19 protein-coding genes and 1 riboswitch are annotated in these 25,961 nt (G+C 48.0%); of the genes, 10 read left to right on the top strand and 9 right to left on the bottom strand.

Annotation, left to right across the window (positions count from 1 at the left end; translation table 11 throughout):
• Positions 1–77 precede the first annotated feature (77 nt).
• Entirely contained in the window at positions 78–1,202 is a 1,125-nt protein-coding gene (locus tag NHAL_RS16000; protein WP_083761415.1) for a DUF4185 domain-containing protein, read from the top strand.
• 90 nt (positions 1,203–1,292) lie between these two features.
• Here NHAL_RS16000 and NHAL_RS15995 read toward each other — a convergent pair whose 3' ends face one another.
• The 4 genes from NHAL_RS15995 to NHAL_RS15975 form a co-directional block, all read right to left on the bottom strand.
• Positions 1,293–2,165, bottom strand: coding sequence for a polysaccharide lyase family 20 protein (locus NHAL_RS15995; protein ID WP_013034187.1), 873 nt, complete (start codon positions 2,163–2,165; stop codon positions 1,293–1,295).
• A 92-nt stretch (positions 2,166–2,257) separates the two neighbouring features.
• Positions 2,258–3,448: a fibronectin type III domain-containing protein gene (locus NHAL_RS15990; protein ID WP_013034186.1), complete on the bottom strand. Its 1,191-nt coding sequence runs from the start codon at positions 3,446–3,448 to the stop codon at positions 2,258–2,260.
• An 864-nt stretch (positions 3,449–4,312) separates the two neighbouring features.
• Positions 4,313–5,473, bottom strand: a complete 1,161-nt coding sequence (locus NHAL_RS15980) for a fibronectin type III domain-containing protein (protein ID WP_013034185.1) — start codon at positions 5,471–5,473, stop codon at positions 4,313–4,315.
• 60 nt (positions 5,474–5,533) lie between these two features.
• Positions 5,534–5,619: riboswitch (cyclic di-GMP riboswitch) on the bottom strand.
• 1,283 nt (positions 5,620–6,902) lie between these two features.
• Positions 6,903–8,351: an undecaprenyl-phosphate glucose phosphotransferase gene (locus NHAL_RS15975; protein WP_013034184.1), complete on the bottom strand. Its 1,449-nt coding sequence runs from the start codon at positions 8,349–8,351 to the stop codon at positions 6,903–6,905.
• Between the two features lie 896 nt (positions 8,352–9,247).
• Between NHAL_RS15975 and NHAL_RS15970 the strand changes: the two genes are divergently transcribed.
• Positions 9,248–9,796, top strand: coding sequence for an RNA pyrophosphohydrolase (locus NHAL_RS15970; RefSeq protein ID WP_013034183.1), 549 nt, complete (start codon positions 9,248–9,250; stop codon positions 9,794–9,796).
• A gap of 135 nt (positions 9,797–9,931) precedes the next feature.
• Positions 9,932–10,387 (top strand): IS200/IS605 family element transposase accessory protein TnpB, encoded by a 456-nt coding sequence (locus NHAL_RS22595; protein WP_049780674.1) that lies wholly within the window; start codon positions 9,932–9,934, stop codon positions 10,385–10,387.
• Positions 10,388–10,830: 443 nt separating this feature from the next.
• Here the strand turns inward: NHAL_RS22595 and NHAL_RS15960 are convergent, their stop codons facing one another.
• Entirely contained in the window at positions 10,831–11,379 is a 549-nt protein-coding gene (locus tag NHAL_RS15960) for an RNA pyrophosphohydrolase (protein WP_013034182.1), read from the bottom strand.
• 142 nt (positions 11,380–11,521) lie between these two features.
• On the opposite strand from NHAL_RS15960, the gene NHAL_RS15955 reads away from it, so the two are divergent.
• On the top strand, positions 11,522–12,187 hold the full coding sequence (locus tag NHAL_RS15955; protein ID WP_013034181.1) for a histidinol-phosphatase: 666 nt from the start codon (positions 11,522–11,524) through the stop codon (positions 12,185–12,187).
• Positions 12,188–12,191: 4 nt separating this feature from the next.
• On the opposite strand, the gene NHAL_RS15950 is transcribed toward NHAL_RS15955, so the two are convergent.
• On the bottom strand, positions 12,192–13,187 hold the full coding sequence (locus NHAL_RS15950; RefSeq protein ID WP_013034180.1) for an XrtA/PEP-CTERM system-associated ATPase: 996 nt from the start codon (positions 13,185–13,187) through the stop codon (positions 12,192–12,194).
• A gap of 274 nt (positions 13,188–13,461) precedes the next feature.
• Between NHAL_RS15950 and NHAL_RS15945 the strand changes: the two genes are divergently transcribed.
• Together NHAL_RS15945 and gatB are read left to right on the top strand one after the other, a co-directional pair.
• On the top strand, positions 13,462–14,853 hold the full coding sequence (locus NHAL_RS15945) for a UDP-glucose dehydrogenase family protein (RefSeq protein ID WP_013034179.1): 1,392 nt from the start codon (positions 13,462–13,464) through the stop codon (positions 14,851–14,853).
• 30 nt (positions 14,854–14,883) lie between these two features.
• Positions 14,884–16,323: an Asp-tRNA(Asn)/Glu-tRNA(Gln) amidotransferase subunit GatB gene (gene gatB, locus NHAL_RS15940; RefSeq protein ID WP_013034178.1), complete on the top strand. Its 1,440-nt coding sequence runs from the start codon at positions 14,884–14,886 to the stop codon at positions 16,321–16,323.
• A gap of 203 nt (positions 16,324–16,526) precedes the next feature.
• On the opposite strand, the gene argA is transcribed toward gatB, so the two are convergent.
• The 3 genes from argA to NHAL_RS15925 all read right to left on the bottom strand — a co-directional run bounded on the left by argA (position 16,527) and on the right by NHAL_RS15925 (position 20,798).
• Positions 16,527–17,843: an amino-acid N-acetyltransferase gene (argA, locus tag NHAL_RS15935; protein WP_013034177.1), complete on the bottom strand. Its 1,317-nt coding sequence runs from the start codon at positions 17,841–17,843 to the stop codon at positions 16,527–16,529.
• Positions 17,844–18,233: 390 nt separating this feature from the next.
• The gene (locus NHAL_RS15930) at positions 18,234–19,493 is read right to left on the bottom strand and encodes an ammonium transporter (protein ID WP_041355870.1); all 1,260 of its coding nucleotides are present in this window, start codon (positions 19,491–19,493) and stop codon (positions 18,234–18,236) included.
• Positions 19,494–19,559: 66 nt separating this feature from the next.
• The gene (locus tag NHAL_RS15925) at positions 19,560–20,798 is read right to left on the bottom strand and encodes a porin (RefSeq protein WP_013034175.1); all 1,239 of its coding nucleotides are present in this window, start codon (positions 20,796–20,798) and stop codon (positions 19,560–19,562) included.
• A gap of 297 nt (positions 20,799–21,095) precedes the next feature.
• Here NHAL_RS15925 and NHAL_RS15920 point away from each other — a divergent pair, with 297 nt between their 5' ends.
• The 4 genes from NHAL_RS15920 to rep all read left to right on the top strand — a co-directional run bounded on the left by NHAL_RS15920 (position 21,096) and on the right by rep (position 25,872).
• Positions 21,096–21,890 (top strand): RNA-guided endonuclease InsQ/TnpB family protein, encoded by a 795-nt coding sequence (locus NHAL_RS15920; RefSeq protein ID WP_041355083.1) that lies wholly within the window; start codon positions 21,096–21,098, stop codon positions 21,888–21,890.
• 108 nt (positions 21,891–21,998) lie between these two features.
• Positions 21,999–22,316, top strand: a complete 318-nt coding sequence (gene ubiK / locus NHAL_RS15915) for a ubiquinone biosynthesis accessory factor UbiK (RefSeq protein WP_013034173.1) — start codon at positions 21,999–22,001, stop codon at positions 22,314–22,316.
• Between the two features lie 45 nt (positions 22,317–22,361).
• Positions 22,362–23,879 (top strand): YifB family Mg chelatase-like AAA ATPase, encoded by a 1,518-nt coding sequence (locus NHAL_RS15910; protein ID WP_013034172.1) that lies wholly within the window; start codon positions 22,362–22,364, stop codon positions 23,877–23,879.
• Positions 23,866–25,872 carry a DNA helicase Rep gene (rep, locus tag NHAL_RS15905; protein ID WP_013034171.1) on the top strand — a complete coding sequence of 669 codons (2,007 nt, stop codon included), beginning with the start codon at positions 23,866–23,868 and terminating at the stop codon, positions 25,870–25,872. Before NHAL_RS15910 ends, rep begins: the two co-directional genes overlap by 14 nt.
• Positions 25,873–25,961 lie beyond the last annotated feature (89 nt).

Genomic DNA, 25,961 nt, shown 5'->3' with positions numbered 1-25,961 from the left:
TTAAAGCATGATCCTGCTGTACTATAATAGTACTTACTGTCCATGTGCTTAGAAATAAATTAGCATAAGTGTAGAGCATGAAAATTAGGAAACTCGCAATAATGGCTGTATTGGTTTGTCTTCTGCTGATAGTTTTTCCTTTTTTGGTTCCAGATCGGACAGATCGGGCTGCGCCGTACCCGCCCAGCGCAAAAATTTTAGACATGGTTTTTGATATGTCTACAGTGCAGACGGCTGCACCTGGCAGTGATAATTGGCCTATTACGTGGGCTGATGATAATCATCAGTACACTAGTTGGGGGGACGGCGGCGGTTTCGGAGGGACTAACCGGGAAGGCAGGGTCAGCATGGGGTTTGCCCGTATTGAAGGAACAAAAGACCATTATCAGGGATTTAATGTGTGGGGTGGCAAGGGTTCTAAGAACTCAGCTAAATTTGGCGGGAAGTCTTATGGTTTGATATCGATTGACGGCGTTATGTATATGTGGAGATGCGGTCCGGGTTCGAATGCGGGTGTTTTTAAAAGCCAACAACTATTCAAGTCCATGAATCATGCCGCGAGTTGGGATGGCCTGGGGTGGGAGTTGACTCCAAGAGATTTTCCGAATACTGAAGGCTTTTTTTGTCCCACGTTTTTACAGTTCGGGAAGGATTATCAAGGAGCAAGGGATAATTACATTTACATGTATGCTACCGAGAATAAGGGGGGGGCTGATTGGGATGTGCAGATTCCTGGGGAAATTACCTTAATAAGAGTTCCAAAATCTAAAATTGAAGATTGGATGAGTTATGAATTTTTTGCGGGGTTTGATAACAATGGAAATCCACAGTGGACGTCTAATGTTGCCAAGAGAAAACCTGTGTTTGAAGATGTTAAAAACGGTGTTTTAAGACCAAGCGTGGCCTATATACAAGGAATCGATAGGTATATTTTAATTGCGCAGCAAGTCTCCAGGCACAGGAAAAATAATGGACATATCGGAATTTATGATGCCCCAGAACCATGGGGACCCTGGACTACAGTGCTCTTTGGAAATCCATGGGATATCGGTTCAAATGGAAACTTGCAGAGTGGCCATAAAACCGTATTTTGGGGATTTTCCACAAAATGGAGTAAAGGAAACCGTTTTGTAATGGTGTATACTGGGCCTGGAAGCGATAACTGGGGAACAATTGAAGGCTCTTTCGTAACTAGCGATTAAATACTTACATTTCCTTTCTATTTAGGAGCGCCGATCAAGTACATTCTTGATCGGCGTTAGCACATAAGTTATAAGTGGTCTGCTATAAAGCTATGGTAGTAAGTCGATAATTTTTAATCCAGACGGAGAGGGAAGGGTAGTGGAAGACTCCAATGAATTTGAGGAATTCTCCGGATAAACTAGGTCGAAGCCATCAGAGCCTTGGGCTATTTTTATAGAGTCGAAATTAAGAGTGTAATCGTCGCTCCTGTTTCCTCCGAAATAAATTCCTAATTTAGCAACCGGAGGAGTTGAGTAGTCTGTACCCACTATCACCCCAGTTGTCTCGCCAACTAACTTTCCATCCATCCAAGCTCTTAGAACACCATTGCCCTTTATCGGCGAACGCCTTAGCTCCAGCACAAAGTCCGTCCATCGGCCAGTATCGGCTTTCCCCTCAAAAATCCGGCTGTGCTTTACACTGCTCCCATCATACCATCTGTTGTCAATCTGCCACTTGCCATCTCTTAAATACATCGCGGGCTCACCTGGCTGGCTTCCAGAAGTTGAGCCATATACAAAAATACCGTCATTTCTATGTATTGGGTAATCTTTGGGCACGTAAACGCTGAACCCAATCCAATACGTTGTATCCCGCGAATAACGCACATCCCCTAAGACGAATTTTGTTCGTTTTCTTTCCACTCCATTAGGTTGGACACAACCTTGGTCGCCTCTTTGAAAAGTGCGCAACGAATAACTGCCTTCCCGGCTTACATTGGTTACCCTGTTATATTGTTCATCTCGGCATTCATATTTAAATGAAATATCTCCAAACCCCGATTCAAAATCATTGGAGTACTCTACTGTTGCTGCCGGTGCCGATGCCGAGTAGACAAATAGAACAACAGGGGATAATAAAAATTTAAACAAAAGGCTTTTAAATCTTAGTCTTATCATGGCTCTAAAAAATTCTAGTGTCATTATATTATCTTTAATTAGATAAGGATTACTTAATCTCTTATTTCGACTGTTTTATCTTCATGAGATGATATAAGCGCCTATTTTTTTAGCTATCATTGGCTAGCAAGACCAAAGATGATATATCCGACAACTTCAGTAGTATGGTAAGTTTCATCATCCATTGACTGTTCTTCGTCTACTTTCACTGTGACAGAATTAGAAGTTAAGTTCTCCCACCTTAGGTTAGCTGTATCCATTCCATCACTTGTTTGGAGATCTAGAATAACGATTGGATTATTAGCATATGAATTAAGGAATGAAACTAGGCGGAAATTATGGTCCATGTTGTCCTCAGTTCTACCTATTTCAAAGGGGATGGAGCCAGCCATTCCAATAGAGGGTTCTGCGGCAATATAATCTACGGATTCATAATCATGGCCGTCGCTATTTGCTTCTTGTTCTTGCAGCAATAGCTTAAACATTTCTTTGCTAATGTCTTTTTTCCTGGCGGTAACTCCATCTGGTTCATTATCGCTGGTGATGGATGTAAGCACGACAGGAGAAACATTGAACGGCTGCTGAAAGTTTACGGTGTCAAATGAAGAGGTGGTATTTGTCCGGGCACTGCCGGCTTCGATCTTTGTCCCATCCGGTAATATATAGTGTCCTTTCTCCATAGCGATAAAGTGGACTTTCTCTTGTGTATGCCAGCCATCACGATAGTCCCATTCCTGGACACGGATATCAAACCCATCACTAGTGATGTTGCGGATTCTAACAATACTTGGATCACGTCCTGAATAACTAATAGACGGCGCAATTACGACCGGATCAATAAAGCTCTCTTTGAAACTTACCCGCTCCCAATTATGATCCACTATAACTTCGCCAACCTCTATTGGGGGTACGCTATCTTCATTAATATTTGTCTCTGATGAAGTTGTGCTAGAGGGAAGCGTAGCGGTTACTTCATTAGAAAAGTCGCTGTATTTTGACTTATCCTGATTGTAAGTCTTTGCGGCGATATAATAAGTATTTCCTGATTCTAATCCTGTGAGGGTGTATGAGGTTTGGTTCCCAACATCTATACTATGGTTGTAATTACCGCTAGATGAGCCATAGTAAAGCTTATAACCTGCAACGCTCGGTTCGCTAATGTCATCCCATGTAAGTACAGCCTGTGCTGCGTTGACATTAAGGCTGTAGACAAGAAGGGTTATACTTGTAATTGTGGTTTTTAGAGCTATATTTGTAGAAGAGGGTTTCTTTTTTATAAGACGTAATAGTTTTAACCATGTAGGCATAGTTTATTATCTCCCTAGAAATAAATGCCATCCAAAAAAATACCGTCGACAGCTTGGATTGGAAAAAACAAGCTGCGCGAATCGGTAGTTGTAAGTTTTGATTTTAAATTGACACGAACTAGAAATAGTTTTGTTCTAATTTTGGCTCAGGGGAACGCATATTTTATGCCAAAAAATGAATTTACAATTAAAATAAATGGCTTACATTTTTTTGCATGGCAGGTTACTTATAAGATGGTATGGTTTCTGTCGTTTTTTAGAGACGTGCTTGATTAATTTATTTATGATTTCTCTTTGCCATTATAAGCTTAAGATTTTTAATAAATTGGTTTTGTAAAAGATGATAAAATTTAGAAATCCAATAGCTTATGGTAGGTAGAATTAAATTAAGTAACTTTTTCCCTATACGGTAATAAAGGGTTTTAAATAAGTTGTCGCTAACTAGTGACAAAATGTGGATGACTTGCTTCTAGAAGAGTGCCGGTCAGTGGTGAGTTAAGAAAAAGCAGGTGCGAGTCGCTGGGGTATCAGGAAATTGATCGTGATGCGCTTAATTTTTATGATGTGGTAAGGTGAGTAGCTATCATTTGTCTGATGTCTGAGTGTAGAAAAGATGACACTTGGGATGATATTAACGGCCAACTTTGTTAAAGTAAGTATGCTTGGAAGGACTTGCAAAAAAACCTGGAGTTTTTGCACAGAGGTGGATTTATGGTCTGGGGGTTGTTAAACATCCCTGTTTAGCAATCCAATCCTTAATAATTCTCGTAAACGATCTAATCTACTTTATATAAGGATTACTTAATCTCTTATTTCGACTGTTTTATCTTCATGAGATGATATAAGCGCCTATTTTTTTAGCTATCATTGGCTAGCAAGACCAAAGATGATATATCCGACAACTTCAGTAGTATGGTAAGTTTCATCATCCATTGACTGTTCTTCGTCTACTTTCACTGTGACAGAATTAGAAGTTAAGTTCTCCCACCTTAGGTTAGCTGTATCCATTCCATCACTTGTTTGGAGATCTAGAATAACGATTGGATTATTAGCATATGAATTAAGGAATGAAACTAGGCGGAAATTATGGTCCATGTTGTCCTCAGTTCTACCTATTTCAAAGGGGATGGAGCCAGCCATTCCAATAGAGGGTTCTGCGGCAATATAATCTACGGATTCATAATCATGGCCGTCGCTATTTGCTTCTTGTTCTTGCAGCAATAGCTTAAACATTTCTTTGCTAATGTCTTTTTTCCTGGCGGTAACTCCATCTGGTTCATTATCGCTGGTGATGGATGTAAGCACGACAGGAGAAACATTGAACGGCTGCTGAAAGTTTACGGTGTCAAATGAAGAGGTGGTATTTGTCCGGGCACTGCCGGCTTCGATCTTTGTCCCATCCGGTAATATATAGTGTCCTTTCTCCATAGCGATAAAGTGGACTTTCTCTTGTGTATGCCAGCCATCACGATAGTCCCATTCCTGGACACGGATATCAAACCCATCACTAGTGATGTTGCGGATTCTAACAATACTTGGATCACGTCCTGAATAACTAATAGACGGCGCAATTACGACCGGATCAATAAAGCTCTCTTTGAAACTTACCCGCTCCCAATTATGATCCACTATAACTTCGCCAACCTCTATTGGGGGTAAAATTAAATCGGTATCATCAATATTTTCAGGGATTGCTACTACTAATTCTTCAGAAAAATCGCTTTCTTGGGAATTATCGCAGTTACAATAAGAGGTGGCTGAGATGTAGTATTTTTCCCCAGCTAAAAACCCATCTAAGGCATGGCTTGTCTTATTACCTACATCAACACTGTTTGTGTATTGTCCACTAACCTTTCCATAATGAAGTTTATAACCGGAGACATCAGGACTAGTGCTGGGATCCCAGGCAATAGTAATAGTGGCGGCATTAACAATTGAGGGGGTGGTTAATATAATTATTACACAAAGGAGGATTTTAATTTTGTGAATGAAATGAAACGTAGCATATTCTTCTGAAATATACATTGTAGAGCATCTCCTCTAAATCTGAATGCCGTTTACACAGCATCTAGAAGATGCACGTGCTACGGTAGCCTTGCTACCTTATCCTTAAAGGACTTAGGCCAGAGGCTTTGCGTCCCATCCTTTCGGATAGTTTGCCTTTTTCGGTTTTTAGAAATTTGCTATTTAAGAAAAATTATTATCCGTCTTACTTTGAATGTTTTTCTTGACTATCATATCGGTAAAGTTTTATCTTTTTTTGGTAGGAATGCATAAAAATTAGAACTAGTCCACATTATAAAGGCATAACAGAATGGCTCAGTTGATAGCACTTTGATAAGCTATAGCTGAGATACAGAATGGTGCCTGTCAGAGCGTACTGTCTAGATAGGCATTGGTGATATGAAATGAAAGTATCCAAGGTGTGCGAGTGCAGTAGATCGGGTATCTTTTTCAATAGCATCTGACTGACGCCGTATTTGAAGCGACCCGTAGTGTTGATGAGTTTCTGCCCCACTATATCTAAAAGGGATTTTAACGGATGACTATCAGAAAGTATTGGCCGCTCTGCTGGGCGAGCAGGCCAAAAGATCCTCGGCTAATACTTTCAAATCGCCTGAAGATCCATTGTGGAGCCAGCATAATCTGAGCCAGATTAGGCATGTGTACTGGTGGCACCAAATAAAAAATGAATTGGTGTTGAGGCGGTACAGGTTGTCGTTCAGGTCAGAAAATAAAAGCAACTCTTTATCCAGAAAAAACTCATGTATACAACATAAGATTTATGTTGATTCTTTGGTTTCATATCGCGTTTTCGGGTACTAAAAATATAAAAGCTATTTAAGGGTACCACCCAGGCTCATCTCGTTCATCATAAATATAGCATTTGCACTGCTTTTTTCAGTGCGGGTTTAGCAGTATGCTTAAGTAGGGTATGAGCAAGTCATAGGTAAGGTTATTAGATCAAGAAGTGGCGTGCCTACAACGAACTACTAGTGCGGAGTGGTTTGCTGACAGCGTAGATTGGATGAGGCGTTGCTTGAGGAGTGATGTGCCGGCTGGCGCAGGGCAACGTCGACGTATTCGGCGATCTCAATCCAGTAGTGTGTTCTGCTCATCTGTGAGGTGTTTCAGGTACCGCTGCAGACGCCGGGCCGTATGACCCTGAGTCGGCGGGGTAGCGATTTGACAGTGTACATCGCTCGCTAGGCATGCCATTATTGGTTATCAATGCCACGGGGCTGAAGGTCTATGGCGAGTGGTAAGTACCTCAGTAAAAATTTTGTGGTGTTTAATTTACCCAAGCCTCTAATATATCGAGGTAATTACTATCAGAATATATGCATAGGTACCTGTTGGCATGGGGTCGGCAAACGCGGGGTATGGTAAAAGATTGATTACGTGACTGGTTCTTCCTTTATTCAAAGCCCAAGCCTAGTTTGACAGAAGAGGGCTAATAAGCTTTTTCATTATTAAACAATACCAAAAATGTTTTTAGCAAGATTTGAAAATCTAAAGTAAGCGACCAATTTCGCATGTACTCAATGTCTGATTCTACTCGAGCCTCCATTTCTTCTAATATCTTTGTCTCCCCTCTAAAACCACGAACTTGTGCTAGTCCAGTAATACCAGGCTTCACCTTATGTCTGATCATGTATCCTTTGATCTTTTTACGGTATTGTTCGTTATGAACAACGGCATGAGGTCTTGGGCCGATAACACTCATTGATCCTTGTAGCACGTTGATAAATTGTGGCAGTTCATCCAAAGAGGTATGTCTGAGGAAGAATCCAAGAGGAGTGGTTCTTGGATCACTTCGAGTAGCCTGAGTAACCGTTTCTCCATCCTCGCAAACCGTCATAGAACGAAATTTATAAACTAAAATCTCTTGGCCATCGAGACCATATCGGTGTTGTTTAAATAAAATAGGGCCGGGCGAGCTTAACTTCACACCTATTGCAATTAATAGCATTAGTGGAGATAGTAAAAATAGTATAAAGGTAGCCATGACAATATCGCTTAGGCGTTTAACCAATGCCTTCATCCCATAGAATGGGGTTTCGCATAGTGCTACCACCGGGACACCATCGATATCGTCTAGGCGTGCTTGTATTAGGTCAAAAAGTAGCACATTAGGCAGATAATAAATGGAGGCTGTGGTATCCCGGAGAGCATCAACAAGATCAATAATACGTTGCTGCTGGGTCAATGGTAAAGCTATAAATATAGTGTCGATCTTTCTCTGCCTTGTTAGTGTTGGTAATTCTGATAACCTTCCTAATAAATGCCCCTCCGTTAGAGCCCCCGTGCGATCCTTTGCTCGGTCATCGAGAAACCCATCTACCTCTATTCCCAAACGCTTATTATATTTTATCGTTTCTACAAGCTGCCTGCTTAAGTCATTAATACCTATGATAATTGCATGGCGTGTCTTGTATTTTAGATTAAATATCCGATAGCAAAGAAAACGAACAGCTTCATGTGCCAATAGAGTAAGCATAGGTGAAGCTATAAACCAAGTTAATAATATCTTGCGGGAATAGACTTCTGACAGCTTGATGGCATAGCCTAGAAATAAAAGTTCAAAAACAACGATAATCCATGCTAGCGTAAATCTCCGAAGAAGAGATTGGAAGGACAGCCTAGTCCTGGCTTGATAGATACCGACAGCTTCAAACATACCGAGAGCAAGCATAAACGTTACTATGGATAAGCCTGAATAATAAGGTTTTTCCATGTGAGTGCCATAAATTAGTCCAATGGGATAGATGGAGGCACTTGCAACAAATGCGTTTATTAATCGTTGTAAAAAAACAACTCCTGCATGCTCTCCATAATAAGTGCGTGATACAGTAATTTTATTCTGGTAGTTAGGAAAAGGTGAGATTGGGTGATTTATCATAGTAATTGACTACTATAATCACGGCAGGATAACTTTCTTAACTAGCCTGCTTCGGAAGGTCATTGCGGTTGCCTGCAGTGAGGTCGAGAAGCTCTACCAATACTTAGGCTGGGGTTCATCTTCCACACCTTTTATATGAAAAACAATAATTTTGAATGTAAAGCAAAAATGGTTGCTTGGAAGGAGCCTAATTTGTTTTGCTCTCAAGTTTTCCTTGGCCATATTTGCTGATACTTTTCATCTCTTTAATCTTTTTCTCCAGCTGAGCCGTCTCCTTCAAATTGCGGTAGTAACTATTATTAATTTACGTGTTTATTAAAGAGAGGATTTCCCTAATTAAAAATCAATTATCATATTATTAAAGGTAGGAGGTGACGTGGCCTTGTCAAGCTGTTAATTAAGCATTAATTTGCTATAAGCTGAAGGTTGTTTTTATCGCTCTATTTGGGAATACATGATGGAATTGGTGGGGAGGTTGTTTAGAGAAAATGTTCTGTGAGATAGAGGATTGATTCCTAAGCTTTTGAGCATCAGTTGAAGAAGCAATTTTAAATTTTTACTCTGCACCGGTTATGGTTTGTCATTCCTCGTGGTGCCCTTTTTAGCTTTTTCTTTTAAAAGCTAAAACCTCGGATCGGGCGTGAGTATGTTTGTTGGCTGATGGGGTAACTGGAATTACAGCTACTATTACCGAAGAAAAATCGCTGCAAGAGTCACCAGGTGAGCGGGGTTGAGAGTTGGCCTACAGGTTGGTGGTGACTAATTGATGGCGGTTCAGCTCTTATATCTATGCCATAGAAGAGGGCCAGGGAATTAAAGTTTGCGCTAAGGGGTTAATTTTAGGTATCTTTATAAGATTATTTTATAAGCGATAGATAATAGAGCGTGGGCAGGCCGTGATTGATCGAGACGGCTTTAGGGCGAATGTGGGGCTTATCCTTTGCAATGAGGATGACAGGGTATTATGGGCGCGGCGAGCAAGGGAGAAGGCATGGCAGTTTCCCCAGGGAGGGATCAAGGAGAATGAGACTACTGAGGAGGCAGTCTACCGGGAACTAGCAGAGGAAGTGGGGTTAAGTCCGGAGCATGTCAGCATTATGGGCTGCACCCGAGGTTGGTTGCGGTATCGTTTGCCTAATCGTTATATCCGTTATGGCAATAAGCCCCTGTGTATCGGCCAAAAGCAGATTTGGTATTTACTTCGTTTTATGGGAGAGGAGCAAGATTTTCGGCTGGATGTGACGGATAGGCCGGAGTTTGACTATTGGCGTTGGGTCAACTATTGGTATCCGCTGCGCGAGATTGTGTATTTCAAGCGCAAAGTGTATCAGCGGGCGTTGAATGAGCTGGCGCCTTTGATATTTCCAGGCTATCGGCCGCCATCTGCGGCCCGCTCCAGCTATGGGAAGCGGCGCCGTCATCAGCGGGCGAGGCCTTGCCATTAGGAGCGAAGTGCTCCTAAACATAGCTCTATAGCATGTGCAGAGGCTTATCAACATGCGCCGCAAGATTCCTCTCTTTACAATTACAACCACTTTCTTGAGGAGCGCAAGTCTGCTTGGGAAGAAGGTCAGGAATCGGTGAACTATCTTTCTAAAGCCGGGAAGGGAACGCCTAAGCGGGCCAAATACCGAAAAGTTGTAGCCCAGATTCACGAACGCATCAAAAACTGGCGAGAGGGTTTCGCGCATCAGCAAAGCCGAAAGATCATCAATCAGTATGGCGTGATCTGCATCGAGAATCTTTCCGTCAACCGGATGGTGCATCACCACTGCCTTGCCAAGAGCATCATGAACGCGGCCTGGTCGCAGTTCGCTCAATACCTGTCCTACAAAGCGGAAGAAGGTGGTAAGACATTGGCTAAAGCGAACCCGGTTATACGCCACACAGGATTGCCATTGGTGCGGACACCGGCAAGCGCTCAAGCTTGCCAACCGCCTCTACCGTTGTTTCTGCTGTGGTTTGGAAATGTGTCGCGATCAAAATGGTGCTCTCAATATTTTGGGACTGGGGCTATAGTCCCTGGGGCTTGGTAGTCACTATCTCCGGTATATGATGGGTGTTAAGATTATCGTAGACCAATTTGACCTTACCTGCCTGGGGATAATCTTCGTCTAGCAATTATTGGATCTCATCAGCCCACTCCAAGCGCATACGCTGCTCTCGACTACACCCTGCAGAGGGCCATAACGCGCCCGTCCCCTGGGGCTCATAGTGATAATCCTCCTTGGCTATCTGCCCCGGGGCTAGTAGTATAGACTTATACGCCTCCGAGGGCGGTTATTTAGCCACCTCATCCATACTATGGAGGACGTATGGAGATCTAAAATCCCTCCTCACTTAATAATCAACAGCTTATGCTCTTGTATTCGCGGCTCCATGCCTATTATGGTTGAGCGCCTCGCTAAGATACCCCTAAGAATAACAGTGCCTATGATCCCCAACAGATGCTAGGGCTACGTTTAGGGGCACTTCGCTCCTAGTAGCAAGGCCTCGCCCGCTGATGACGGCGCCGCTTCCCATAGCTAGAGCGGGCCGCAGATGGCGGCCGATAGCCTGGAAATATCAAAGGCGCCAGCTCATTCAACGCCCGTTGATACACTTTGCGCTTGAAATACACAATTTCACGCAGCGGATACCAATAGTTGACCCAGCACCAATAGTCAAACTCCGGCCTATCCGTCACATCCAGCCGGACATCTTGCTCCTCTCCCATAAAACGAAGTAAATACCAAATCTGCTTTTGGCCGATACACAGGGGCTTGTTGCCATAACGGATATAACGATTAGGCAGACGATACCGCAGCCAACCTCGGGTGCAGCCCATAATGCTGACATGCTCCGGGCCTAACCCCACTTCCTCTGCCAACTCCCGGTAGACAGCCTCCTCAGCGGTCTCATTCTCCTTGATCCCTCCCTGGGGAAACTGCCATGCCTCCTCCCTTGCTCGCCGCGCCCATAATACCCTGTCATCCTCATTGCAAAGGATGAGCCCCACATTCGCCCTAAAGCCGTCTCGATCAATCACGGCCTGCCCACGCTCTATTATCTATCGCTTATAAAATAACCTTACAAAGATACCTAAAATTAACCCCTTAGCGCAAACTTTAATTCCCTGACCCTCTTCTATGGTATCCTTGGAGGTTTTAAGGGGCAGAGAAATCAAACATATGGGGCTAGCTATATTTGATTTGGATAATACCCTGCTCGCCGGGGACTCTGATTACTTATGGGGGCAATTCCTGGTGGAGCAGGGGGCCGTCAATAGTGAAGACTATGAACGGACGAATCAAGCTTTTTATCGGCAATACCAAGAGGGTACGTTAAATATTTATGAGTTCTTGGCATTTCAACTAGCGCTCCTGGAGCAGCATTCCCTTCGCCAACTAGAGAACTGGCGTTCACAATATCTGGAAGAAAAAATCCGCCCCATTATTTTGCCTCAGGCTCAGGAACTGCTTGCTTCGCACCGATCCCAGGGGCATAGGTTGCTTATCATCACGGCGACCAACCGTTTCATTACTGGGCCTATCGCCGAAATACTTGGGGTCGATGACCTCATCGCGACTGAACCTGAAATTCGGGGCGGCCGTTACACCGGACAAGTTAGCGGCGTTCCCTCCTACCGGGAGGGCAAGGTGACTCGATTAAAGGCATGGCTCAAAGAGCAGGCCTTAACCCTAGGAACAAGCTGGTTTTATAGCGATTCCCATAATGATATACCGCTCCTAGAGCAAGTCACTCATCCAATCGCTGTAGATCCTGATGAGATGCTAAATGCCCATGCCCGTACCAACGGCTGGACCGTGATCAGTCTTCGAGAAAAAACCAGCTAAGAGTTTAATTTTCGTTACCTGTGGAGATTTGGCGCAGCCCCGAAGGGGACAAATCAGGCTGAACTTCTTCATCAGAGAGGCTGCCTACTGTTTCCTCCAATGCGGCGACGGTTTCCTCTAACCGGGTAAGGCGCTCTTCAAAATCATGGTCTTTCTCCGCTGCTACTTTTTCTCCCGCCTTAGAGCGAATACCTTCCAAGTCCATTTCTTTAGTAACGACACTGACTTCCTGCTCATCAATGGTGTGCCTTTCCTCAACATAAGAATATAATAGTAGACGGTCGCAAAGAGAATTGATCCGCCGGGGTAAGCCTCCGGTATGGTTGTAGATCGCATCATAGGCCTCGTCCGTGATCAACGGATCATCCTCCCACCCAACCAGATTGAGGCGATGCTCAATGTATCCTTGTGTTTCATCCTTGTCTAGCGGAGTGAGGTGGTAAGCAGCAATAATCCGCTGCCGCAGTTGTTCCATATCTTCCAGAGCTAAGATCTGTCGAAATTCCTCTTGTCCTAGAAGGAAACACTGCAGTAATGCCCTCTCTCCCACTTGGAAATTAGAAAGCATACGCAGCTCTTCAATAGAGTCAGGGGGCAAGTTTTGGGCTTCATCCACCAGCAATAGGACTCGTTTACCCTCCCGTGCCCGCGTTATTAGGAAGGATTCAATGGCTTTTAGCAAGGTCGCTTTGGCTACGCCTTCATGGGTAAGTCCATAGGAAGCGGCTATAATACGCAGCATGTCATTAGCCTCTAACTGCGTGGTGACGACTTGGGCCGCTATGGTGTTATTGTCGGCAAGCTCAGAGACCAAGGTCCGAGCCAGCATTGTTTTACCGGCGCCAATAGGACCCGTAATGACAATAAAGCCTTCTCCTTGCATGAGGCCATAACGCAAATAGGACAAAGCCCGCTTGTGAACCGTGCTGCCATAAAAAAAGCAAGGATCAGCACTAAGTTGAAACGGTTTTCCTGTCAATTTGTAAAATTTTTGATACATTGGGGTTATCTTTAAATGTTAAATTTGATCTCTATGACTATTTAACGTTTACCTTCTATATCGGCACCAATACTTCTAAATACAATAGCAAATAAACTGATCTTTATTGATAAATGTCAGCCAATATTTTTGTAAAAAAAGCCAGGCATTGTAAAAACAACATCAGTATCATCGCCTAGGTATCGTGCGAGGTGTAAGTTTATTCATTTTCGATACCTGTTTATTGAGAATATGCCGATCCGTTTATAGGGAAAACTTCAGGGAGAAAAAACCAATGAAAGTCACTGTTTTTGGTTCGGGCTATGTGGGCCTTGTGACCGGCACTTGCCTGGCAGAGGTCGGCAATGAGGTACTCTGCGTTGATATTGACGAGCAAAAGATTGCCATGCTCAAGCGAGGGAAAGTGCCTATTTATGAGCCGGGACTTGATGCCTTAGTGCAGAAGAATATAGAAGGTAAACGGCTCAACTTCACCACCGATGTCACCCAAGGGGTAGCCCATGGCCTATTTCAGTTCATCGCAGTAGGTACGCCCCCTGATGAAGACGGTTCTGCGGATCTTCAATATGTATTGGCGGTAGCCCGTAACATTGGCGAGCATATGAAGGACTATCGTATTGTAGTCAATAAGTCCACCGTGCCTGTGGGAACCGCTGATAAAGTTAGAGAGACTATCCGTAAAACCTTGGAAAAACAAGGCGCAAGCCTGGAGTTCGATGTTGTCTCTAATCCTGAGTTTCTCAAAGAGGGGGCGGCTGTTGAAGATTTTATGAAACCCGACCGGGTTATCATTGGTACGGATAACCCTCGCACCACTGAACTGCTACGGGTATTATATGCGCCTTTCAATCGAAATCATGACCGCCTAGTGGCAATGGATATCCGCTCAGCAGAACTCACCAAGTATGCGGCGAATGCCATGCTGGCGACTAAAATCAGTTTCATGAATGAAATGGCCAATCTAGCTGAAAAGCTTGGGGCTAATATCGAACAAGTACGCTTGGGCATAGGCGCCGATCCACGAATTGGTTATCATTTTATCTATCCCGGCTGCGGTTATGGGGGCTCCTGTTTTCCTAAGGATGTTAAGGCCCTAGAGCGAATTGCCCGGGAAGTAGATTATAATGCTGAGCTACTTAATGCAGTAGAGACGGTAAATAACCGACAGAAACAAAGCCTTTTCCACAAAATCCGGCATCATTTTGAGGGCCAGCTATCGGAGCGCACCATCGCGCTCTGGGGACTGGCTTTCAAGCCCAATACCGACGATATGCGTGAGGCACCTAGCCGTACTTTAATGGAGGCGCTCTGGGAAGCTGGAGCCCGAATCCAGGCCTATGACCCGGTGGCTAGGGACGAAGCGCGGCGTATTTATGGCAACCGGCAGGAATTGGTACTATGTGAGACACCCGAGGCAGCCTTGCAAGGCGCTGATGCGCTAGCCGTGGTCACCGAATGGAATGTATTTCGCAGTTTGGATTTTGAAATGGTTAAAACCTCACTCAAAGCGCCAGTCGTATTCGATGGCCGCAATCTTTATGATCCCGCTCTCATGGCTAGCCAGGGCATTATCCATTACTCAATTGGTCGACCGGTGATGACGGCTAAATCCCGGGCTGAGATCTCGGCAGCCCATCCCATCTTATCGGATGTCTCTAACATATGATCTTGATCTCACATTAATCGGGGCTTACACATGCAGTGGGAACCAGTGATTGGGTTGGAAATCCATGCCCAACTAGCAACAAAATCTAAGATCTTTTCAGGGGCGGCAACTGCCTATGGTGCGCCACCTAACACCCAGGCCTGCGCCATTGACCTGGGGTTACCTGGAGTATTGCCGGTGCTGAATGAAACGGCTGTACGCATGGCGGTCAAGTTTGGGCTGGCTATCGGAGCCAAAATTACCGAGCGCTCCATCTTCGCCCGTAAAAACTATTTTTATCCAGACCTACCCAAAGGCTATCAAATTAGCCAGTATGAACTCCCGGTTGTCGCCAATGGCCACACGATCATTGAGCTGGAAGAGGGGGTTGAAAAACATATCACGATTATTCGAGCTCACTTGGAAGAAGATGCGGGGAAATCTTTGCATGAGGACTTCCATGGAATGACCGGTATTGACCTCAACCGGGCCGGTACTCCCTTGCTAGAAATCGTTTCTGGGCCGGATTTGCGCTCGACCAAGGAAGCCGTAGCTTACATGAAAAAGATCCACACTTTAGTACGCTATCTTGGGATTTGCGATGGCAACATGCAGGAGGGATCTTTCCGTTGTGATGCTAATGTCTCTATCCGCCCCCAGGGGCAGGAAGCTTTCGGTACCCGTACGGAACTTAAGAATATTAATTCCTTCCGCTTTGTGGAACGGGCACTCCAATATGAAATCGAACGTCAAATCGAAGTGCTGGAGTCAGGCGGCCGTGTGATCCAGGAAACCCGTCTCTTTGATCCAAACAAAAACGAAACCCGCCCCATGCGCACCAAAGAGGAAGCCACCGACTATCGTTACTTCCCCGATCCAGACTTATTGCCGTTGGTGCTAGACGATAGTTTTATCGAAGAGGTTCAAAAAACACTCCCGGAGCTTCCGGATGACAAGCGTAAACGGTTCATGGCAGAGTATAACCTCTCCGCCTATGACGCCAGTGTGCTGACTACCAGCCGGGAGCTAGCCGATTACTACGAAGCGGTGGTCAAAACCGCTGGTGGAGAGGCAAAGTTGTGTGCTAACTGGGTCATGGGCGATTTGGCAGGGGCCCTTAACAAGGAAGGGAAAAACATTGAAAATAGCCCTGTTACTCCAGAGCAACTCGGCCAATTGATTAAACGTGTGGTTGATAAAACCATCTCTGGCAAGATTGCCAAGACCGTGTTTGAAACAATGTATACCCAGGGAGGCAATGCCGACGAGATAATCGAGCGTCAAGGCTTGAAGCAGGTAACGGATACAGCAAGCATTGAAAAGCTCATTGATGAAGTGTTAGCAACTCATCCCCAGCAGCTGGAACAGTACCAGGCGGGCAAGAATAAACTCTTTGGTTTCTTTGTCGGGCAAGTGATGAAGGCTTCAAAGGGTAAGGCCAATCCTGAGCAGGTCAATGAACTATTGAAAAAGAAGCTGAGTGGTGAGTAACGCCCCTAGAAAGCTCTTTTGCAACAGAAAAAGATTTTCCAGGATGCCTTTAGCAAGACCCGGCGTAAACCCTTGCCCAATCGGGCGGGGATATAAGCGGACTGGTTCTGAATCTATAAATGACCTATAACCAAACCAAAACAAGATGGAATGGCGGTCCGTCTCTGCCAGTGGAGGCCTGCTCCCAATAGGGTAGGGAGTCGTCACAGGCTTTTTACAAAAACTTTGCTGTTGCGCTGATAATTGTAAAGCGCTCGCTTGTTTTCCGGTAAAGCCTCTAAGCTGCTAGGCTCAAATCCCCGCTCCCGAAACCAGTGGGCGGTTTGAGTGGTCAGGACGCAGAGGCGGCTAAGACCCTGTTGCTTGGCCGCTTTTTCTATGCCGGTAAGCAGGGCCGTGGCCCGCCCGGACTGTCGATAGTCGGGATGAACCACAAGGCAAGCGAGCTCGCCGATTTTTTCTTCTGGAAAAGGATATAATGCCGCGCAGCCAATAATGGTCCCGTCCCGTTCCATGACCGTAAAGTGGTGGATTTCCATTTCTAGCCGCTCCCGGGACCGCCGCACCAGGAGGCCCCTTTCCTCCAAAGGGGCAATCAGTTCCAGAATGCCGCCAACATCTTCAATCATTGCCCGCCGGGTATCCTCGAAGGCAATGGCTGTCACCAAGGTGCCGATACCATCGCGGCTAAATAGCTCCATCAATAGGGCGCCATCCAGATGTTGGTCGATAATATGGACCCGAGGAACTCTAGAGCGGCAAGCATGAATAGCGCTTTGAAGATGGCAGACGAGTTCATCGGGCAACTCCGATGTTGACCTTAGCAGCTGTTCCGCCTCCTGGGGATTCAGCTCCCGGGGCAAGGGAGAGGGCGCTGCTGCGGGTAGGCCTGTGCCAATGAAAATGAGTTTATCCGCTCCAAGGGCGATAGCCGAGACAGTGGCCACTTCTTCTGCACTGAGGTTGAAGACCTCGCCGGTGAGAGAGTAACCCAGGGGTGAGAGCAGGACGATGGCGCCGCTGTTGAGGCGCTGTCGTATTGCCTCGATATCCACTTTGCGGACCTCCCCAGTATGACAATAATCAACCCCCTCCCTCACTCCCAGGGGCCGGGCCGTAATGAAGTTACCCGCGGCAACCCGGACTTGGGCCCCTGCCATGGGGGAGTTGGGCAAGCCCATGGAAAGCAGGGCTTCAATTTCAACCCGGACCGCACCTATGGCTTGTTTAACGCAGAATAGGGCGGCGTCGTCCGTTACCCGGAGGCCATTGACATAGCGTAGGTTTAGCCCCCGTTGAGCGAGAGTAGCCTCAATCTGGGGGCGGGCGCCGTGCACTAATACCAACTGGATACCGAGGCTGCCTAACAGCGCAATGTCATGAATAAGGTGAGGAAAAGTAGGCCCTTGTATGGCTTCTCCCGTGAAGGCGATGACAAATGTTCGGCCACGATGGGCATGAATATAAGGGGCGGCATTCCTGAACCAATGGGCTTCGGGTAAGGGGTGATCGGTACTCAATGGGTTTTGTCAATATCAATGTAACATAAAGGGTAAGCCAGGCCTCGTTTCAGTAACTAGCATAATTCCCATGGTGAGTTATACCAATTTAATCAAAGAATGCAATTTATTAAGGCTTCAAGTGCTTGTTTAGACTGCATCTATACAATGCAAAATTACATGAAATTGGTATTAGGATATAAGAAATTTGGGGAGCATGCTGAGTATTATGCAAGACTTTGAGAAGGGAAGGCAAAGCGCCCTCCCATCTCATAAGACGTTATCCTAGGGAAGAAACGCTAAAACTGAAGAATTAAGTCTGCTCCGATGAGGAACTGATCATAGACAGCGGTTTTAAGAAATAGGGAAGAGCAGAATCTACTCTTCCCGTTATAAAGCGTAGCTATGTGGCTATTCGATGACGAATTCTGGATAGGCCTCTAAACCGCATTCACTACGGTCGAGGCCGTCCATTTCTTCTTCTTGGCTGACCCGAATGCCCAGGGTGATCTTAATGACAGCCCAGACAATCAGACTGCTGATAAAGACCCAGGCAAAGATCGTCCCCATGCCAATAAGCTGCTTTAGAAAACTGGCATCCGTATTGGAAAAGGGCACGGCTAGCAGCCCCCAGATACCGGCGGTACCATGGGCTGAGATAGCGCCCACCGGGTCATCGATTTTCAGCCGGTCGAGGCCCGCGATGGAAAGTACCACCAACAAGCCACCGATGGCTCCCACATTCATGGCCCACAAAGGAGTGGGGGCCAACGGTTCAGCGGTGATGGCCACCAGGCCGGCGATAGCTCCATTAAGCGCCATGGTCAGGTCCGCTTTGCCAAACAGGAGACGGGCTGTAATTAACGCCGTGACGACTCCACCGGCAGCGGCTAAATTGGTATTGACAAATACCCTGGCGACTGCATTGGCTTCCACAACATTGGAGACTTTAAGTTCTGAACCGCCATTGAAGCCGAACCAACCAAACCAGAGTACAAAGGTTCCTAGGGTGGCCAACGGCAGGTTAGCGCCGGGGATGGCATAAATTTCACCGTGGGGGCCGTATTTCCCAAGTCGGGCCCCAAGGAGCAGGACGGCCGCCAGGGCTGCCGACGCCCCACAGAGGTGAACTACCCCTGAGCCGGCGAAGTCTTGAAAGCCTAGTTGCTCTAGGAATCCTCCACCCCATTTCCAATATCCTTGGAGAGGGTAGATGAAGGCGGTCATTATGGCTGCAAAGAGCAGGAAGGACCACAGTTTCATCCGTTCCGCAACGGCGCCGGAGACGATGGACATGGCCGTGGCGCAAAAGACAACCTGGAAGAAAAAGTCTGACAACTTTGAGTAATAAGGTGCTTGTTCACCGCCGGCTGAAACGGCTTCCATGGAATGGTCCTCACCGAGTAGGAACGAGAGACCCGGCCAGAAGGTATTGACCCCTTCCTCGGGATACATCAGGTTATACCCGACAATCATAAACATGATGCAGGCAATGGAATAGAGCGCGATATTCTTGGTTAGGATTTCCGCCGTATTTTTGGTTCGTACCAGCCCTGCCTCGAGCATGGCAAAACCTGCGGCCATCCACATCACCAGAGCGCCAGAGATGAGAAAATAAAAGGTGTCTAAAGCGTAGGCAAGTTGTGTCACCTCTCCCGCAACCGCCGTCATTTGGGTAGCTAGCTGTTCCACTTGAAAGGTCCTCCCATGGGAAACCGTCCTGTGGATGAAAAGGCGCTAGAATTGAATAATTAGATCTCCCGCGACCACGAACTGATCGTCATCGCTATTGTTGTCAAAGGCATCGAAGCCATCGGAGTCGACCCAATCATAACGCACCTCTGGTCGGAAAGTGACCCATTTCAACGGTTTCCAGTTGAGTCCGGCAGTCACGGCGAAATAACTCGCGGAGCCGGAGAGATCGTTGACAAAGACACGGTTACCATCATCATCACGGAACCACTCGAAACGCAAACCGGTGCTTAGGGTTTCGTTGATGTCAAAAAACAGATATTGATTGATACCAAACCATTCTGCTGCTTTGCTGTTATTAATGGCATTTTGCTCTATGCCTAGATCATGTTGAAAAGTATAGTGGAGCCGATCGGTGATGTCGTGGTTGAAGACCACGCTATACATGGTGCGGTTATTATCAGGATCATCTGGGGTTCCCTCCACTTCGGAGACATTGCCCGTGATGATGGCCACGGCCAAAGAGGTCCGTTCATCATCGCTGCTCCAGTTAACCCCCCCTAAGAAATTCAGATTTTCAGGATCTTTAGAGAAATTATCCCAGCCCAGGACGCCACCCCCGTTGAGGCTGATATTATTAGTCAGGGGGTAACTGGCCAGAAAACCGGTATGGGTGAAGGGTTCCCCATATTGCATCGTGTAGGCATGGGAGTAAAAGAAATTACCGGGCGCTGTGACCACTTCATTACCGATGATAGTATAAAAATGACCCAGCTTTACCGTGACGCCATTGCCATAGGGGGCGAAGGCTTCCACATACAGTTGGGGGATAGCAAACTTGTAGAAGCGGAAAGTATCATCACCGATGATGTTATCGTCTAGCCCCGCTGCCTGGGTAAAGCGGGCATCGGTCCCAAAGAGGAAGTCGGCTCGCCCGCCAAAATCCCAGCGATCTCCCTCGGTATTCACGCTGCGTTCGAAGAACAAATAGGCTTCATTGCCTAGGGGTTCGTTATCCCGGTCATTAAAGGTGACGGGCCCATTGAAACGGTCCCGGGGATCGTCGGGATTGAAGGTATAGCCACCCTCTAGCCAGCCGCCAATGGTGAGCCCGAGGGACTCCATGAATTGGGTTTCATTGACATCGGTGCCGGTTAAGGCTTCGAAGAGGCCATCGCTCTTCATGAAACCTTCCGCCTGTGCACTGCCCGCAGTGGAGAGGAGCAGCAGTCCTCTCAACCATGGATTGAGTCGGGTCTTCTTTCTTATTACTGTAGTGTTCATGATGATTCCCCTTTATTTGTTATGGTTTGCAGTGCTTCAAATCAGAACATCATTGGGGTGCGGGCATACTGCCCCTACCAGGTAAGGGTTTCCACACGCCCATAAGCGAGTGTACACCCTGTTGAAGCGTATGCCGAACCATTTTTGGAGACTTTCTGCTGGATCTAAACCAAAAGGGGTGGGATATGGGATATACTTACCCAATAGTGCGTAAAGCATCGCCCAATCGGGCGGTGATATAAGCGCAAGCCGCGAAGCAGCATTTACAGAATGCGCTGATTTTTGTAAAATACAAATATCATGAAGAGGGCGTACCAGGAACGATTCTATCCCACAGCTGAACAAGCCGAACTGCTGGCTCGTTCGTTCGGCTGTGCGCGTTTTGTTTGGAACAACACGCTCAAGCACCGTACCGATGCGTTCTATCAGAACGGCGAAGTCATTCCCCATTCGGCGTTGGAAAAAAGGCTTGTCCAACTCAAGCAGGACTTTTCTTGGCTGAATGAGGTTTCCAGCGTCACTAGCGACGGATTCAAATCCGGCAATCCCAAGTACATCAAGCAGTACGAAGCGAAGCTGGCCTATCTGCAGCGTAAGCTGGCGAAGAAGCGCAAAGGTTCCCGTAACCGCAACAAACTGCGGCTGAAGGTGGCCCGTGTGCACACCAAAATAGCTGACTGCCGTAGGGACGCCACCCACAAGGCGACCCGCACACTGATCAACGAAAACCAAGTCGTGTGCGTTGAATCTCTGGCGGTGAAGAACATGATCAAACACCCCCGGCTTGCCAAGCCCATAGCCGATGCCAATTGGGGAGAGTTTGTCCGTCAACTGAAGTACAAGGCGCAGGGGGTAGGGCGAACCGTAGTCGAGATCGACCGCGGGTTTCCCAACTCCAAGCGTTGCCCCACCCCAGGGTGCGGACATATCAACGAAACGCTGCCGCTGGAGGTGCGTGAATGGCGCTGTCCCTCGTGCGGGAGTGTCCATGACCGCGACATCGCAGCGGCGATCAATATCAAAACCGCCGGGCTGGCGGGGTTAGCCTCTGGAGCGACTGGAACGGGGGCGACAGCAGGCGTTGTCGCCTAGGGAAGGCGTGTTGAACGAGGAAAGTTCTTGGAGTGATCCAAGAACCCTCGCCTGATAGGGCGGGGAGAAGTCAGTTTGAGTATTGCACCAGGCCGGAGGGATAAGTCAATGATTGAACCAAAGCTTTTGGATGAGCTGGCCCGCAAGCTAGCAGGTGCCGTTCCCCCAAGTCTCCAGGATTTTCAGAAGGATCTAGAAAAGAATTTTCGCGCCGTGTTGACTAGCACGTTTGCTAAACTTGACTTGGTTACCCGAGAAGAGTTTGATATTCAGCGAGCGGTATTGGAGCGCACACGGATGAAGCTAGAGGCCTTAGCGGAGCAGGTTGCTTTGCTGGAAGCGCAAGCGGGTCTCAAGAAAGAACCACAAGAACAGCAGGAAGCATTAGGGGAGAAATCACCGGGAAGCGATGACACCGGGACCTAGCTTGCTGACCATCCCCAGATTTTCCTCATCCGTATCTTGCAATAGATGTCGCTGGCGATTGCCTACAGCCGTGCTCAGGCAGGAGTTGATGCTCCCTTAGTGACCGTGGAGGTCCATCTTTCTAATGGGCTCCCTGCTTTCTCTATCGTGGGCTTGCCGGAAACTGCGGTTAAGGAGAGTAGAGATCGGGTACGGGGCGCGTTGCTCAATTGCCACTTTGAGTTTCCGGCTCGCCGTATCACGGTAAATCTGGCGCCTGCGGATTTGCCCAAGGAAGGGGGGCGCTTTGATTTGGCTATCGCCTTAGGCATTTTGGCCGCTTCGGGGCAGATCTCACCGTCGGTATTAAAAACCTATGAATTTGTCAGCGAGCTTGCTTTAAGTGGCGAGGTCCGGGGCATCCGGGGAGTGTTGGCCGTCGCATTGCAAGCTGCCAAAGCGGGGCGCACCCTGGTTGTTGCAGAGGAAAATGCCCCCGAAGCGGCCCTAGTATCTACGATTGAGGTGTTAGTGGCTTCCCACCTTTTAGAGGTCTGTCAGCATCTCCGGGGAGAATCCTTACTGGCTCCCTTTACCGGAAATTCCCTCGAGGCGGTTCCTGTAGAGGAGATGGATATTGCTGATGTTCGGGGTCAGTATCATGTCAAACGGGCGCTAGAGGTGGCAGCGGCTGGGGCTCATAATCTCTTAATGATCGGGCCCCCGGGAACGGGCAAGACGATGCTGGCCAGTCGCCTGCCGGGTCTTTTGCCTGGGATGACCGAAGTCGAAGCGCTGGACAGTGCCACTGTGCAATCCATCAGCAGCCAAGGCTTTGATTTTAGCCGCTGGCGTCAGCGTCCTTTCCGAGCGCCCCATCATACCGCCTCCGCGGTGGCTTTAGTGGGGGGAGGCGGCCAGCCCCGGCCCGGGGAAATTTCCCTGGCCCATCATGGGGTATTATTTCTCGATGAGCTGCCAGAGTTTGAGCGTCGTGTATTGGAGGTTCTCAGAGAGCCTTTGGAGTCGGGCCGTATTGTGATTTCCCGAGCTGCCCAGCAGGTGGAGTTTCCCGCTTGTGTGCAGTTAGTTGCGGCCATGAATCCCTGTCCCTGCGGCTATTTGGGAGATCCCAAGGGCCGTTGCCGGTGCACCATGGAACAAGTGCAGCGTTATCGGGCGCGGATTTCCGGGCCTTTGCTAGACCGCATCGATATACAAATCGAGGTGCCGCCTGTGCCCCTGAAGCAGTTACGGAGTGAACCTGAAGGCACCATGGAAACTAGCCGCCAGATTCAAGTTCGGGTGGAAGCGGCGCGACAGCGTCAGTTAGCCCGCTCGGGACAGCCTAACAGTGGGTTAAGCAATCGGGAGGTAGAACGCACTTGCCGCCTCGGTGATAAGGATTATCGTTTACTGGACCAGGCTTTGGAGCAGCTGGGGCTTTCCGCCCGGGCCTACCACCGGATACTGAAGTTAGCCCGGACGATTGCCGATTTGGAAGGGAGCGAGGCTATCTGCACCCCCCATCTTTCTGAGGCGATTGGTTATCGGCGATTAGACCGCCCCCATGGCAACCCTTAACCCCCAACAGCGCCTGGCAGTACGCCATATTGACGGCCCCCTGTTGGTGTTGGCAGGCGCCGGCAGCGGTAAAACCCGGGTGATTACCCATAAAATTGCCTATCTCATCGAGCAGTGTCACTTGCCGGCCCGCTCCATTGCTGCCGTGACCTTTACCAATAAGGCGGCCCGGGAAATGAAGACCCGCATCGGTCAGCTACTGCCCAAGGGTAGGGGGCGGGGCTTGGTGGTTTCCACTTTCCATACCCTCGGGCTCAATATTTTGCGCCGTGAGCGGGAAGCCCTCGGCCTCAAAGCGGGTTTTTCTTTATTGGATGCTCAAGATAGCCACGCTCTGATCCGTGATCTTTGTCACCATGAGTTCAACGGTGGCGGCGAGGAGAGCAGTCTGCAGTGGCAGATTTCCGCCTGGAAAAGTGCTTTGGTGTCCCCTGAAGAAGCCTTGAGCCGCGCGGGCAATGACCAGGAGCTTAAAGCTGCCCAGCTCTATGCCGCCTATAATCGGCGTCTGCGGGCTTATAATGGGGTCGACTTCGATGATCTTATCGGGTTGCCCGTGGCTCTCTTTGCCCTGCACCCAGATATTCTCAACCGTTGGCAAAACCGTTTCCGCTACCTGCTGGTGGACGAGTATCAGGATACCAACGAGGCCCAATACCAGTTGGTTAAACATTTGGCCGGGGTGCGGGGTGCTGTTACCGTGGTGGGGGATGATGACCAATCGGTTTATGCTTGGCGGGGGGCTCGGCCGGAGAACCTACGTCAGCTCAGAGAAGATTTTCCCCAGTTGACGGTCATCAAGCTAGAGCAAAACTACCGCTCCAATGGGCGCATCTTGCGGGTGGCCAACCGACTTATCAGCCACAATCCCCATATATTTGAAAAACGGCTTTGGAGCGCCTTAGGTGAAGGCGACCCCATACAGGTGCTGAGCTGCCGGGACGAACACCATGAAGCGGAAAGGATCGTTGCCGAACTGATGTACCATCGCTTCAAGCACCGCACTGCTTGTCGTGATTATGCCATCCTTTACCGGGGCAACCACCAATCCAGGCCCTTTGAGCGAGCTTTGCGGGCCCACGGGATTCCCTATGTTTTGAGCGGGGGGACTTCGTTTTTTGAACGGGGCGAAGTCAAGGACATCATGGCTTACCTGCGTCTGCTGGCCAATGAAGATGACGATAATGCTTTTCTACGAGTGGCCAACACTCCGCGCCGGGGTATCGGTGCGGCGACCTTGGAAAAACTGGCGGGATATGCGGCCCGTCGAGGGCAAAGCCTCTTAGCCTCAGGTTTCGAGTTGGGTTTGGGCGAGTACCTCTCTGGTGAAGCCTTGATGCGGCTACGTCGATTTTGTGAATGGGTGGTGGGTTTGGCCGATCGGGGGCGGCGTGGTGATCCCATCGCGGTGATTAAAGACCTCATTGATGAAATTGACTATCGTGCCTGGCTTGACGAAATCTGTAACGATCGGCGCACTGCCGAGCGGCGCATGGCTAATGTGGAGGAGTTGGTGGGTTGGTTGGAACGCCTCTACCAGCGAGGCGATGAACGCCGGAACCTGGGCGATCTGGTGGCGGAAATCAGTTTGCAGGATATTTTGGAGCGAACGCAAGAGAAAAAAGACCGAGATGCGGTTAATCTATTAACTCTCCACGCCGCCAAGGGGCTGGAGTTTCCCCATGTTTTCATAGTGGGCATGGAGGAGGAATTGTTGCCCCACCGGACTAGCCTGGAACAGGGCGCCTTAGAGGAGGAGCGGCGTTTGGCCTATGTGGGGATCACTCGGGCCCAAAGGAGCCTTTATTTTACCATGGCAGCAAAGCGCCAACAGTATGGGGAAGCTATCAGGTGTGAGCCTAGCCGATTTTTGTCAGAGCTGCCTGAGGCAGACCTTCAATGGGAGCGGGAAGGGGCTCCCCGCGACCCCGCGGAGCGGATGGAAAGAGGCCAAGTCCATCTTGCCAATTTGCGGGAGATGCTCCGTCAGTAGTTATCACCCGTGATGGAACTCCTCTTCACTATTAACGCCCAAGAAGAAGTAATAGATAATATTAAAGGCTAACCTGGAATTTTTATCAC

Source organism: Nitrosococcus halophilus Nc 4, assembly GCF_000024725.1.
Lineage (GTDB): Bacteria > Pseudomonadota > Gammaproteobacteria > Nitrosococcales > Nitrosococcaceae > Nitrosococcus > Nitrosococcus halophilus.
This window is presented reverse-complemented; position numbering and strand designations above follow the sequence as displayed.

What these genes read in the sequence shown, in the direction of transcription:
- NHAL_RS15955 (WP_013034181.1), top strand. Translation starts at nt 11,522, where the DNA reads ATGGGGCTAGCTATATTTGATTTGGATAATACCCTGCTCGCCGGGGAC.
- NHAL_RS15925 (WP_013034175.1), bottom strand. Translation starts at nt 20,798, where the DNA reads ATGAACACTACAGTAATAAGAAAGAAGACCCGACTCAATCCATGGTTG.
- NHAL_RS15990 (WP_013034186.1), bottom strand. Translation starts at nt 3,448, where the DNA reads ATGCCTACATGGTTAAAACTATTACGTCTTATAAAAAAGAAACCCTCT.
- rep (WP_013034171.1), top strand. Translation starts at nt 23,866, where the DNA reads ATGGCAACCCTTAACCCCCAACAGCGCCTGGCAGTACGCCATATTGAC.
- NHAL_RS15945 (WP_013034179.1), top strand. Translation starts at nt 13,462, where the DNA reads ATGAAAGTCACTGTTTTTGGTTCGGGCTATGTGGGCCTTGTGACCGGC.
- gatB (WP_013034178.1), top strand. Translation starts at nt 14,884, where the DNA reads ATGCAGTGGGAACCAGTGATTGGGTTGGAAATCCATGCCCAACTAGCA.
- ubiK (WP_013034173.1), top strand. Translation starts at nt 21,999, where the DNA reads ATGATTGAACCAAAGCTTTTGGATGAGCTGGCCCGCAAGCTAGCAGGT.
- NHAL_RS15910 (WP_013034172.1), top strand. Translation starts at nt 22,362, where the DNA reads ATGTCGCTGGCGATTGCCTACAGCCGTGCTCAGGCAGGAGTTGATGCT.
- NHAL_RS16000 (WP_083761415.1), top strand. Translation starts at nt 78, where the DNA reads ATGAAAATTAGGAAACTCGCAATAATGGCTGTATTGGTTTGTCTTCTG.
- NHAL_RS15980 (WP_013034185.1), bottom strand. Translation starts at nt 5,473, where the DNA reads ATGTATATTTCAGAAGAATATGCTACGTTTCATTTCATTCACAAAATT.
- NHAL_RS15975 (WP_013034184.1), bottom strand. Translation starts at nt 8,351, where the DNA reads ATGATAAATCACCCAATCTCACCTTTTCCTAACTACCAGAATAAAATT.
- NHAL_RS15930 (WP_041355870.1), bottom strand. Translation starts at nt 19,493, where the DNA reads ATGACGGCGGTTGCGGGAGAGGTGACACAACTTGCCTACGCTTTAGAC.
- NHAL_RS15950 (WP_013034180.1), bottom strand. Translation starts at nt 13,187, where the DNA reads ATGTATCAAAAATTTTACAAATTGACAGGAAAACCGTTTCAACTTAGT.
- NHAL_RS15995 (WP_013034187.1), bottom strand. Translation starts at nt 2,165, where the DNA reads ATGACACTAGAATTTTTTAGAGCCATGATAAGACTAAGATTTAAAAGC.